The sequence below is a fragment of the Pseudoalteromonas sp. TB41 genome, from assembly GCF_000497975.1.
In the GTDB taxonomy this organism is placed as follows: domain Bacteria; phylum Pseudomonadota; class Gammaproteobacteria; order Enterobacterales; family Alteromonadaceae; genus Pseudoalteromonas; species Pseudoalteromonas tetraodonis.
This window is the reverse complement of sequence record NZ_AUTH01000122.1, coordinates 24,402-37,432: the sequence shown is the minus strand read 5'-3', so window position 1 is coordinate 37,432 and position 13,031 is coordinate 24,402. Positions and strand designations below refer to the sequence as shown.

At 40.4% G+C, this 13,031-nt stretch carries 7 protein-coding genes; 3 read left to right on the top strand and 4 right to left on the bottom strand.

Annotated elements, in window-relative coordinates; all coding sequences use genetic code 11:
• Nucleotides 1–342: 342 nt before the first annotated feature.
• From L641_RS0121800 to iadA, 3 genes are all read left to right on the top strand, one after another.
• Nucleotides 343–3,270 (top strand): TonB-dependent receptor, encoded by a 2,928-nt coding sequence (locus L641_RS0121800; RefSeq protein WP_024601165.1) that lies wholly within the window; start codon nucleotides 343–345, stop codon nucleotides 3,268–3,270.
• A 141-nt stretch (nucleotides 3,271–3,411) separates the two neighbouring features.
• Complete coding sequence (yfcC, locus tag L641_RS0121795; protein ID WP_033102655.1) at nucleotides 3,412–4,815, top strand: putative basic amino acid antiporter YfcC; 1,404 nt, start codon at nucleotides 3,412–3,414, stop codon at nucleotides 4,813–4,815.
• Between the two features lie 12 nt (nucleotides 4,816–4,827).
• On the top strand, nucleotides 4,828–5,994 hold the full coding sequence (iadA, locus tag L641_RS0121790; RefSeq protein ID WP_024601167.1) for a beta-aspartyl-peptidase: 1,167 nt from the start codon (nucleotides 4,828–4,830) through the stop codon (nucleotides 5,992–5,994).
• A 117-nt stretch (nucleotides 5,995–6,111) separates the two neighbouring features.
• Here the strand turns inward: iadA and L641_RS23130 are convergent, their stop codons facing one another.
• From L641_RS23130 to L641_RS0121770, 4 genes are all read right to left on the bottom strand, one after another.
• Entirely contained in the window at nucleotides 6,112–8,385 is a 2,274-nt protein-coding gene (locus tag L641_RS23130; RefSeq protein ID WP_024601168.1) for an EAL domain-containing protein, read from the bottom strand.
• 120 nt (nucleotides 8,386–8,505) lie between these two features.
• Complete coding sequence (locus tag L641_RS0121780; RefSeq protein ID WP_024601169.1) at nucleotides 8,506–8,811, bottom strand: DUF3240 family protein; 306 nt, start codon at nucleotides 8,809–8,811, stop codon at nucleotides 8,506–8,508.
• Nucleotides 8,804–11,878, bottom strand: a complete 3,075-nt coding sequence (locus L641_RS0121775) for a CusA/CzcA family heavy metal efflux RND transporter (protein ID WP_024601170.1) — start codon at nucleotides 11,876–11,878, stop codon at nucleotides 8,804–8,806. The genes L641_RS0121780 and L641_RS0121775 overlap by 8 nt, the downstream gene beginning before the upstream one ends.
• Nucleotides 11,879–12,931, bottom strand: coding sequence for a hypothetical protein (locus tag L641_RS0121770; protein WP_253944044.1), 1,053 nt, complete (start codon nucleotides 12,929–12,931; stop codon nucleotides 11,879–11,881).
• Between the last annotated feature and the right edge of the window lie 100 nt (nucleotides 12,932–13,031).

Here is a 13,031-nt window from a genome sequence, read left to right as displayed (position 1 = left end):
ACTCATGTAAAAAATTATAAGAAATAACTTGCGAGAGCGTCTCTCACTTGCTATAAAAAAAAGGAACTTTAAAACGCGAGTAAGCTAGCACCCCTTTGCTGGCTTTGTCAAAAACCTTTTGGAATGAGAATTATGTTTAAAAAAGCACGTTTGCTTACAACATATTTCTACTCACCACACTACCTTTCGGAGTGGTTTGACGAGTAGCCCACCACCTCACTTTTTCACAGTGAGGGGCTAAGCGTGTCATTTCACCACTGCCCTGTCTAAAAATATAACAATTAAAAGCCACAGATCTGTTTGTATGTTTTTGTGCGCTTAAAAAGACAAAAGGTATTTAAGATGTTTCGTCAACTAACAATTGCGGCCACAGTAAGCGCATTACTGAACCCGATCACTTTTGCACATGCACAAGAAACCAACACCGACACCAACATTGAACGAGTAGAAGTAACAGGATCTCGCTTAAAAGGCGTTGATCTTGAAGGAACTATCCCATTAACCGTACTAGACCAAGATGCAATCAAACGCTCTGGCGCTAATACCATTCATGAATTACTCAAAGATTTATCTGTTTTTAAGGGCGGAAGCGGCACATTTTCAACCTCTGAAAGTGGCGGTACGTCTACTTCAACACCAGCCGGTCAATCAGCAGCGAGCTTACGAGGCATGGGGCCATCAGCAACGCTGACATTAATAAATGGCCGCCGAGTTGCGCCTAGTTCATTTGCTGCAGGTACTGAAAACTTTGTAGATGTAAACTCTATTCCACTAGCCGCCATTGAGCGCATTGATATTTTAGCCACAGGCGCATCAGCCGTTTATGGTGCCGATGCTGTGGCAGGTGTTATTAACTATATTTTAAAAGATGATTTTGAAGGCGCTGAAATTAATACTTCGTTTGCCGATAGCTTTGATCAGCATGACGAAAGTAAAAAACAATTAAACTTAGTTTATGGTACAAAAATAGGCGAAAGTAACTTAACGGTATTTGCTGATATATATGACCGTAACGCTTTTAAAGCGACCGATCGTAATTACACGGCCTCTCCCTCTTTAGTGAATGGTTACTCCTATTTACCTAAGCTGGAGAACTCACCTAATATTTATTATTTCAGCAGCCGAGATGGTAACGAACTTCCATCACCAAACTGCAAAACCGAATTAGTTACTACTGAATTAGATGAACAAATTTGTGCTTACTACCCTAATCAAGATGATTACCTAGAAACGCCATTTGAAAGCCTTTCAACCGGCTTTATGTTTAATAGTGAGCTTGGTGGTATGCAATGGCATACTGACTTTTTTTACAGTCAGACCAAGGCAAAAGCGTACTCATCGCCCTCACCTATTAACCAAATTAATGACGACGATGGCCCGTATGTTTTAGAAGACGCCTTATTTATTTACGATAATGCCGATGGTAGTAATGATTTATTAGATCAACTCTACATTGACCCATTTGATACCCAAAGTGGTCGAGAAGTGTATGGTTTTGCATTTGATGCGCGTTTTAATGCCCCAAGAACGGTGGAAGTAGAAACGAAAAACTTTCGCTTGGTAAGCAGTCTAAGTGGTGAAATTGGTGATTGGGGTTGGGAATCTGGGGTAACCTTTTCTCGCTCACGTTCAGAGCAAGAAGCGATTGCAGGAGTTTATAATCGTTACCAGTTCCATGGCGCTATCACCGGCGAGCTATGTTCAGACGGTACGCTGGCAAGTTATGACGGTACTGACTTAAACTGTGCATCGGGAGAACTGCTGCCTTTTTACAACCCTTTCCTTCAAGGCGACGCCGCTAATGATGCCGTTTTGGCAACAGCGCAAGCTCGCCCAACGCGCAGCGGAGAAAGTACAGTTTACGGCTGGGATGCTAATTTTAATGGTGAGCTATTTACCTTTAACGACCTACCTGCCTATGCCTCATTTGGGGTAGAAGCACGCCGTGAAGAGTTAAGCGACATTCCTTCGCTTGATTCACAAGCTCAAGCAGATAAAGACTATCTTGTTGATGTATTTGGCTTTGGCTCTAGTTTATCAGAAGCCGATCGCACTCAATATGCAGCGTTTGCTGAATTAAGTATTTCACTCACAGAGCAAATAGAGCTGCAAGCAGCAGGTCGATACGATCATTACGATGACTTTGGTGGCACCTTTAATCCTAAAATAGGTTTGAGCTATCGCCCAACTGATTCGTTGGTTGTTCGAGGTTCATGGTCAACCTCGTTTAGAGCACCATCATTAACGCAGGCTGGCGTTAAATTAAGAACCACACAATCTACTTTTGACTGTGGTGCAAACCAAGCTGTAGCCGATTTATACTGTATGGGTGATGGCACCCAAGTGAGTGTTAATTCGTTAGAGTTAGGTAATCCAAATCTAAATGCAGAAGAATCTGAGGCTATTAGTGTCGGTTTTGCATGGAGTCCCTCGGCTAATACTAATTTAACCATTGATTATTGGCAGTTTGATCATGAAGAAGTAATCGATACCAACATGACCGCTGTGTTAGATCGCGCCATAACCGATGCGTCACTTCGTCACTGTGGCATTGTACCACCGGGCGAGCAAGGCATATCGTACGATGAAGCATTATGTGATGTCACCGACAACAGTGGTTTAAACATAGAGCAAGACGGCGCTAATTTAACTGAGATTTTAAGCAGTTATATAGATGAATTTAACCCACGTGATGACGAGCTATTTTTACCGCTGTTTCGCGATCATGCAATCCCACTTGAAAACACTGGTACACAAACATTAGCTGGCATAGACTTTAAGTTTGACCATAGGTTTGTATTACCAAGCGGCGATTTAACCTTTGCCTTTGATGGCACTCATTACCTTGAGTTTGAACGTAATAAACCGGGGTCTGACTCGTTAGAGAAGCTGGTGGGAACTTATCGTTATCCTGAAAATATTGCGCGTATGTCAATAGATTGGGAAGCGCAAAGTTACTACCTTAACTTAGGTGCAAACTACACCAGCAGCTACGAAGATGATATAGAAGGCCTGCGTAGCCGTGAAATTGATGAGCTAGATTCACTTGGCGTATTAGACTCAAAAGGTGAGCATCAGGTTGATGACTGGCTCGTTTGGGATTTATCAGCGGGTTACTATGTTAATAAATCGCTGACTTTGCGCGCGCGCATCAATAATATTTTTGATAAAGAGCCACCCACACTTTATGGTTCAAGCCGTGGTTTTGATTCAATCAACCATAATGCCCTAGGTGCTAATTACAAATTAAGTATTAGCTACCGTTTTTAACCGCTTAGCCGCAAAGCAAACGCTTTGCGGCATTCCTTTTATTACAGGTCATGGCTACAGTGACACTGCCTATTAAGTGCTAAAGTACGTTTAAGCGTTTATTTACGCATCAACACAATGACCTTTTATTAAAGTGAAATTATGAAACAAAAACAATTTTCTATGCCCGATGCAAGCATCATTTTGCTTTGCGTGGCAGTGATTGCCTATATGGCCACGGTATTTATTACCCCTGGGGTATTTAATGCAGAGCCTGACAGCCATACTGTGCAGCTTTCACAATATCAAGCCGTTAACGACCAACAATCACCACCTGTTTTTGCACAAGGTGGCGAGATTGGTTTAGCTAATGTATTGTTTGAAGGCCTCGTGTCGGGTGATAAATATGGTGCAGCGATTGGCGTAATGGCGTTTATTTTGATCACTGGCGGTGCCTTTGGCATTATTATGAAAACCGGTGCGATTAATAACGGTATTATGGCACTTATTAATAAGACCCAGCGGGTTGAATGGCTGTTTATTCCCTTACTGTTTTTACTATTTTCGTTAGGCGGCGCGGTATTTGGTATGGGCGAAGAGGCTATTGCTTTTTGTATTGTGCTGCTCCCTATTATGCAACAACTTGGCTACGACGCTAAAGTCACTGTGCTCACAACTTATGTGGCCACGCAAATAGGCTTTGCCACCTCATGGATGAACCCTTTTAGCATTGCTATAGCGCAATCGATAGCTGAAATCCCAGTGTTTTCTGGTGCGGGCTTTCGTATGTTAGCATGGGCTTGTTTTACCCTTGTAGGCCTTGTGTTTACTATGCGCTATGCAAAACGGATAAAAACGCAACCCCAAAAAACGGGTGATCAGCCTACAATTAAACTTAGCCTAGCCGATGCACTCACATTATTAGTGTTTGTATTGGGCATAGCTTGGGTTGTATGGGGGGTGATGGCGCGCCAATATTATATTCCTGAGCTTGCTGCACAGTTTTTTTGTATAGGCCTTATCAGTGCAATAATTGCCATCGTGTTTAAAAAGCTAACCGCGAATGAGTGCGCGGATGCGTTTAAACACGGTGCACAAGAATTATTGCCAGCGGCGTTATTGGTCGCATTGGCTAAAGGCATTGTATTACTATTAGGGGGTAGTGATTTAACCACTCCCTCAACCCTTAACACCCTGCTTTATTACTGTGCAAGCAGCATAGCCAGTGTGCCAGATTACATTGCAGCTTGGGGAATGCTGGTGTTTCAAAGTGTATTTAACTTTTTTGTTTCATCGGGTTCAGGGCAAGCTGCCATCACTATGCCACTGATGTCTCCACTTGGCGATTTGCTCAATGTATCAAGGCAAATTGTGGTATTGGCCTTTCAATTAGGCGATGGATTAACCAACATTTTAATTCCCACCTCAGCTAGTTTAATTGGTTGTTTAGGGGTAGTGAAATTAGATTGGGGAGAATGGGCTGCGTTTATTTGGCGCTTTGCCCTAGCACTTTTTGTATTAGCAAGCGGCTTTATATTTCTTGCTTACTTTATTAATTATCAATAAAAAGAATTTGTTATGTTAACTTTAATTCAAGGTGCAACCGTTTATGCACCTACCTTCCTAGGCACACAAGATGTTTTAATTGGCGGTGGTAAAATCATTGCTATTGACGAAAATATAACCCTCGACAGCAGTGTACTCGTCAAACGGATTGCCGGTAAAAATAAGCTGGTTGCGCCGGGGTTTGTTGATTCTTTAGTGCATATTACCGGTGGCGGTGGCGAGGCTGGATTTGCCAGCCGCACCCCTGAAATGAACCTAACCGATGCAACCTTATCGGGCACCACCACGGTGGTGGCCGCACTGGGTACCGATTCAAGCTCACGTACACTGACCAACTTGGTTGCCAAAGCAAAAGGCCTAAAAGAGCAAGGGCTGAATGTATTTTGCCATACCGGTTCGTATCATTTACCCGCGAAAACACTCACCCACTCAATTACTGACGACATCATGTATATAGAGGAGTTTATAGGTGTTGGCGAAGTGGCGATTTCTGATCATCGCAGTAGCCAACCCACGGTACAGCAATTAGCAGAATTGGCAGCTGAGGCTAAAGTAGCCGGTATGCTCAGTGGTAAAAAAGGCATCGTGAGTATTCATGTCGGTCCTGTTGATAGCCATTTAACTATTTTACATCAGGTGGCTGAGCAAAGTGATATTAAGCTTAAACAGTTTTACCCTACGCATATGAACCGCAATAAAGCACTTCTTGATGCCGGTATTCACTTTTGTGATCAGGGCGGTACTATCGACTTTACCACCAGCACAACCGACTATGATTTAGCCCATGGTGAATATGCAGCAGCCCATGCCCTTGCCTACTGCTTAGAACAAGGCGTAGCACCAAATCAACTCACTATGAGCTCAGATGGCCATGCCAGTTTACCTATTTTTGATAAAGACTTTAATTTATTAGGGCTTGAGGTGGGCAAAGAGGCATCTTTATTAACCTCGTTTCAGCAAGCAGTCAAAGAATATAACGTCCCTATTGAGCACGCTTTAATGAGCATAACCAGTAATCCTGCCGATATTTTAGGAGTTGATAAAGGCCGTCTTAAAGCAGCGAGCGACGCGGATGTTGTCCTTCTCGATAAAGAGACCCTAACCCCTGAGTATGTATGGGCTAACGGCACATTAATGGTGCAAAACACCCATGCAGTTATAAAAGGAGTGTTTGAATAAGCTAGTACAGCTAAAATGCTGCTGAGATATTTCAGCAGCATTTAACACCAAAGAGTTTATTACCCTAGTTTAAACAAATATCAATCCAACAAGGTCACTAGAACCTAGTTGTTAAATTCAGCTACTTTTCGCCGTAGCTAAGTTTTTTGTCGTAAAAAGCAGACCATTTTGATTTATATATTCAGCATAAACCTGAGCACTCATAGGTTTAGAAAAGTAATAGCCTTGAAACTCTTTACATCCCATTTCGGACATTATTAGGACCTGTTCTTCGGTTTCTACTCCCTCGGCTACACACTTAATATTAAGTTCATCACACATCACATGCACGGCTTTAACTAAGCTTTTTTGGCGTGTAGAGCTTGTAACCTTACTTATTAAAGAGCGATCCAATTTAAGTTTATCAATGGGATAATCAGCAAGTCGTGCAATATTCGAGTATCCAACACCAAAATCATCCACTGTAATAGTGAACCCCCAATCTTGCAGAGTTTGCATAAGTTTTAGAGAGTGAACTTGGTTAGCCTCAAGTGACGTTTCAGTAAGCTCTAATTCTATTTGATTCGGTTTTACATTAAAATCCGCCAAATATTTTACCAACTTTGACATAAAATCAGCTTGGCTAAAATCGAGTAAAGATATGTTTATTGCTACGGGTAAAAGTGGCAAACCAACTTTACTCCATTGGGCAATTTGAGCGCAGACTTTTTGAATAATTAAGTCCGTTAATCGGCTAATCATTCTATACTCTTCTGCAATAGGAATAAATACAGCGGGCGATACACTGCCAAGTACAGAGCTATGCCAACGAGCTAATGCTTCAAGCCCTATACATTCACCTTTTGCATTCACTTTAGGTTGATAATGTACTGACAGATCATTTTGTTGCAAAGCTTCATCAAGTAACATGGAAATTTCATACTTTTCCATAAAGGCCTGTGATTGTTTTTGATTGTAACCATTAAATGGCGAGTTATAGTCTGCGAGTTTAAGCGCCTCACACGCATTACTAAGAACAATCGCACTATTTTCACCATGCTCAGGACACTTAGCAAAACCAAATAAAAATGATTGCTGGTAATTAGTACCAAGCACATCATAAGCTTGATCTAAGGTGCTTTTAATTTGTATTAATAACTTGTTTTGCTGTTCACTTGAGCTTGAACCAATAATAAAGCCAAGTTTGCCACCTTCTATATACGCACAAAGCAAAGGCCCCTCTGACATTGCTTTTAAGCGCTTATAAGCAGTAATTAACAATGATTGCGAGTCAGCTTTGTTAAGTTTTAAATTTAAATATTCACTATTTGCGCTTTGTGTAACGACAATATAAAACCCTTTTTGGTATTTAGACGTTAACCTATCGCATTGCATCTCAAACCACTCTCGATTAGGCAATTTCGTTTGCGAGTCTCTAAACCTTAGACGTTTGTTCTCTTGCTCCATCATAGACAAATTTTGTTTAATTAACTGCTCTTGCGTGCAATCATAAAAGTCATACACTCGGTAATTTGTACTCATTGCTATTTGCTGATAATTACTCTTATAGTAGCGACTCTTATATTCTATGATTTGATTTTTTATATTTAACTCTTTGCTATTAAGTGCAGGGAATAACCCATCAATTCTTACAGCCTTTTCTTTCAAGCTGTTTTTTAATCCAAACATTTCAATAGCATGTTGATTTAAATCTGTAATTACTAAATTTTCGTCGACAATAATTTTAGCTTTATTAGATTCAGTAAATAAGGTGCGATAAAGCTCGTTTTTATCTTTAAGGAAGCTATTAGCATTTAACATGGTTTTGTTTAAACGTTTGGCAGCAACAATTGTTCGCGCAGTGGCAAGTGGGATACAAATATTAAAAAATAAAAATATCAGGCCTGTAATATATAAGTCAGCTTCTGGTAATTGGCTTGATATTCCTGAATAGCCGGATAAATCAACATTATTAATAATCATGTAAAAAGGTATGATGTTTAAAATACCGTAGGCCAAAGCCGTTCTGTAACCGAGTAGCATAAGAGCAATGATGGGACATGAATACATAAACATAGAACCCACCTTGGCAAGCTCTAAGTCAGTTAAAAATAAATTCATTGATAAACTACCGGCAACGATAGTTAATAGAAGTGCATTTGCACTAAATGTGTAAAATCGCTTACTTGCTAATAAAAGACTAAAAGCAATAGTGAAAAAACTAATAGTAATAACTGCAATATAAATTAGGTTAAATTCAATTGCGCGGGTGTATGTATAACAAACGACCAAAAAACAGAGCAAAGTAACGAGCGTTAAAATTATCCGTAGTGCACTCACCCGCCAGTGTGCGACTTCATCATGGGCAGTATGATGATCGTTAAGTAAGAAGTACTTATTGAGAAAGTGCATAATAAAAATCAGTTAAGACATATCGCCTCATTAAACATTGATAAGTTGTTAAGATCAATTAAACAAGCTCAAATATCAATCCAATTGAAGTAGCTTATAAAATAAACCTAATACAAAAAGCTAAACAATATGCCCGCTTTCAACTATAGGCGTAACCCAATATTTTAACGGCGTGTACTTACAAACAGGGCTTAACGCCGTTTTTACTATGGCAAGTTCAGGTAATAATATATGCACCTCAAACTGATAAAAGCTGCGATGCCCTTCTACTTGCTCGGCAATGTCAAATTCACTGTGCTCTTTACTGTAGCCTTCAATGTTTTTTAAGTTAAAGCCGGTAATGCACTCTATGCCAATTAATATATCAACCACGTTATCTTTTATGTTTGTGGGTACATTTAGGGTAAAAAGTAACTGTTCAGCCATGTTTTTTCTCCAACCAACCATAAAAGATAGGTAATAAATAAAGTGTTGTAATTGTTGAGGTAATTAACCCGCCAATAACCACAATTGCCAATGGTTTTTGAATCTCAGCGCCAGGGCCGGTGGCAAATACCAGTGGCAGTAAACCAAACATGGCGGTTGTGGCTGTCATTAACACTGGGCGAAGGCGTCTGCTTGCGCCATCTAAAATGCGCTGCGTTACATTGGCAGAAAACATTTTCATTTGCTCAAAGTAGCTGATCATCACAATACCATTGAGTACCGCTACGCCAAGTAAAGCAACAAAACCAACCGATGCAGGCACCGACAGGTATTCATTACTAATAAACAGGGCAATCACTCCCCCCATTAACGCAAACGGAATATTAGCAATTATCAGCGTTGATTTAGATAAGGATTTAAACGTGGTAAATAAAATAATGAAAATTAGTATTAATGCCACAGGAATAAGCACCAGCAAGTTTTGTGTTGCACGTTGCTGGCTTTCAAATTCGCCACCAAACGACAAGGTAAAACCACTGGGTAATTTTATACTGCTATTAATTTTAGCTTCCAGTTCATTCACATAACTAACCACATCGCGGTTATCCACATTAACGCTTACAGAAGCAAAGCGCTTTGCTTTTTCTCGCTCTATTAACAATGGCCCCGTTTTAAAGCTAATATTAGCCACCTCTTCAAGTGGTAGTAGGCTGTTGTCGGGCATTAAAATTAGCTTTTGCTTTAATGCGCTCATTGACGACAACTCAAAGTGTGCTGCGCTTTCGCCTTTTTGTGCATTAAACACAATTGGGATCACGCGGTTTCCTTCTTGCAGTGCCGATACCTGTAGGCCTTCTAATTGCGACTTTAAATAATCACTTAATCCTTCGGTGGTTAAACCAAACTGACTAGCAACCTCAGGAATAAGTTTAATATTTACGTATTTACCCCCTTCGATAAGCGCCATTTGTACATCACTTGCACCGTCAATATTAGTGGCAAGTGCCGTGATTTTTTCAGCTAATGAGGAAAGTGTCGCAATGTCATTACCGAATACTTTAATCGAAATATCACCGGTGCCACCGGTGAGCATTTCTGATACCCGCATTTGTATTGGTTGAGTAAAGCCAATATTTACCCCTGGAAATTGCGCAAGTGTTTGTCGAATATCCTCGATTAGCCGCGCTTTGGAGTCAAAACGCCACGTATCTTTTGGCGCTAATTCCATAAACACATCGGTTTCGTTTAATCCCATAGGATCAAGCCCGAGTTCATCGGATCCGGTACGGGCAACAATTTGTACGATTTCTGGGGTGTTTTTTAACAGTGTGGCTTCAATTTGTTTATCTATATCCAGCGAGGCTTGCAAGGAAATACTCGGCGATTTTTCCAGTTGCACAATAATGTCGCCTTCATCTAAAACGGGCATAAAGCTTTTACCAAGTCCCTGAAATAACACCCCACTGAGCACTAAAACAGCAACTGATATAACACTAATAGCCACCGGCTTTTTAATTGCTTGGGCAAGTGTTTTAGTATAAAAACCTTGTAATAGCGTGACCATTTTAGGCTGGGTTACGGGTTCATTTTTTAATAACAATGAGGCTAAAATTGGAATAACCGTTAACGACAACAACAGCGCACTTAGCATGGCAAACACGATAGTGAGCGCCACTGGGGTAAATAACTTGCCCTCTAACCCTGTTAACATTAATAGCGGTGAAAACACGATAATAATAATAATTGTGCCTGAGAACACTGGCGCCGCGACTTCTTTACAGGCGCGATAAATAACATGCAGCCGAGGGAGGTGCTGATTGTTAGCCAACCGATTCACTATGTTTTCAACAATAACTACCGATGAGTCCACCAGCATACCAATGGCAATCACTAAGCCGCCTAAACTCATTAAATTAGCCGATAAATCAAACTGCTTCATCATTATAAACGTCAGCAATGCCGACATAGGTAAAGACAAAGACACCACCAATGAAGAGCGAATATCACCTAAAAACAAGGCAAGTAACACTATTACTAGAATAATTGCTTGGCCTAGTGCGCTGGTAATGGTGCTAATTGCGGTATTTATTAAGTTAGAGCGGTCGTAAAACACATTAATTTTTGTGCCTTGCGGTAATGACGCTTCAATGGTGCGAAGTTTATCTTTTACATCTGCAACAACTTGCGCTGTATTACTATTTTTAAGCGCAATTATAAGCCCTTGTACCGCCTCTTCACTGTTTTTAGTGACTGCGCCATAACGGGTTAAACTGCCAACATGTACCGTGGCAATATCACTTAACCGAATAACCTTATTTTGAGTGGACTTAATCACGGTATTTTCAATGGCGGTTATATCGGTGTATTTGCCCTCAGTGCGCAGAATTAAGGTGTCGTTGCCTTTTTCTAAGCGCCCTATGCCACCGTTTTGATTCGTTTGCGTGATTGCCAACTTCATTTCATCAAAGCTGACTTGATGCTGTTGCATCAATAAAGTATTGGGAAGTATTTCATAGGTTTTTGAAAAGCCGCCAAGGCTATTTACATCTGCAACGCCGGTTAAAGTGCGCAGTAATGGACGAATTTGCCAATCTAAAAGCTCTCTTTTTTCAATCAGCGATAAGTGAGTACTTTCTATAGTAAACATGAACACCTCGCTCAAAGGCGTGCTCATTGGCGCCATGCCGCCACTAATATTACTGGGCAAGGTGGGTAAAATATTTAATAAACGCTCATTAACTTGCTGACGGGCCCAATAAATGTCGGTGCCCTCTTCAAAGTCAATGGTAATATCGGTAATAGAATACTTAGTGGTAGAGCGCAGCATTTGCTGTGACGGAATACCCAGTAATTCGGTTTCAATCACCCGTGTTACTTGCGATTCTATTTCAAGGGCGTTCATGCCGGGTAATTTGTACACTATTTTAACTTGGGTGGGCGATATTTCTGGAAAAGCATCCACCGGAATACTTAACCAAGATTTAGCACCAATGGCCATAGCAACAATAACAAAAATACTCACAAACAAACGCTGAGTAAGTGAAAACTTAATAAGCAGGTTTAACATTTACTCTCTCCCTAAGTGAAGCAACATACCTTGTAGCGCACTTACCGAGCTTATTAGTACCTGCTGATCATCTAGGTTTTTGTTAGCAGTAAATACATAGTCTTTGCCTTGTGTACCTTTGAGCTCAATCGGAAGTAACTCAAGGTTATCGCCAGACTTTAAAGCAATGTAATTAACATCTTCAAATTCAAACACCGCTGACTTTGCTATTTTAAAGCCCGTTAATTTATTTACCGGTGTGACTTTGATAGTTTGCCCCAGTCTAAGCTGGCACTCATTTGAGCTTGGCGACGCCCACACTATTTGATGGTATTTATCTGCAATACTGTCATAGCTTTCAATATTTAAGCTGCAACTTTGTGACAGCTTGAAATGCGCTAACGTGTTGGTAAAACTAAGAGGAACTTTAATCTTAACGCGAATACTACTTGCATCGATAATATCAAACGCGGTGTCACCCATCACACGGTTTCCCGACTCATTAGTGAGTTTTAAAATGCCTGTTTTTGGACTCACTAAGGTCACGTTTTCATTATCATCAATGTTTAAAAATGCCATTTGATGTTGCATATGTTCAAAATTTAGCTTGGCTTCAAAGTAGCTTTTTGTGATTTCAACCCATTCAGAACTTCTTATTATTTTGTTTTTTAAGTGTTGTTGATTTATGTCGTAATGGCTTTTAGCAATAGCGAGCATGTCTTTTGCTGATTGATAGGCATCTAAAAAATGGTGTACATCACTGCCCTCAACGCTTGCAATCGTGGCGCCCTTTTCAACCATGCGGCCGTTAGGGTATAAGTAACGAACCTGCTGTACATCAAACGCAAACAGCACCGTATAATTGACCCCAGGTTTGAAATTAACTTCACCAATTAAACTTTGCCCGTTAATAAACTCTGTTTTTTGAATCGGCGCAAATTCAACATCAAAACCACTGAGTGACGAAAGCCCTACAGGTGCTAAATTTTGCGAAGCAAACACAGGATTAAATGTTAATAAAGTCACCGTAAAGAAGAAAAATAACGTATATTGAATACGCAAAAAATGACGCATTTTTTTTGTAAAATTTAACAGCATTTAGTTTGTTCACATTTGATTAATTTTATAGAATCAACCATGACTTTTTTAGACGGTTAAATCATCAGGCAAACGC

Coding starts and splice junctions, on each gene's coding strand:
- L641_RS0121775 (WP_024601170.1), bottom strand. CDS start 11,878: ATGTTAAACCTGCTTATTAAGTTTTCACTTACTCAGCGTTTGTTTGTG.
- yfcC (WP_033102655.1), top strand. CDS start 3,412: ATGAAACAAAAACAATTTTCTATGCCCGATGCAAGCATCATTTTGCTT.
- L641_RS0121800 (WP_024601165.1), top strand. CDS start 343: ATGTTTCGTCAACTAACAATTGCGGCCACAGTAAGCGCATTACTGAAC.
- L641_RS0121780 (WP_024601169.1), bottom strand. CDS start 8,811: ATGGCTGAACAGTTACTTTTTACCCTAAATGTACCCACAAACATAAAA.
- iadA (WP_024601167.1), top strand. CDS start 4,828: ATGTTAACTTTAATTCAAGGTGCAACCGTTTATGCACCTACCTTCCTA.
- L641_RS23130 (WP_024601168.1), bottom strand. CDS start 8,385: ATGCACTTTCTCAATAAGTACTTCTTACTTAACGATCATCATACTGCC.
- L641_RS0121770 (WP_253944044.1), bottom strand. CDS start 12,931: ATGCGTCATTTTTTGCGTATTCAATATACGTTATTTTTCTTCTTTACG.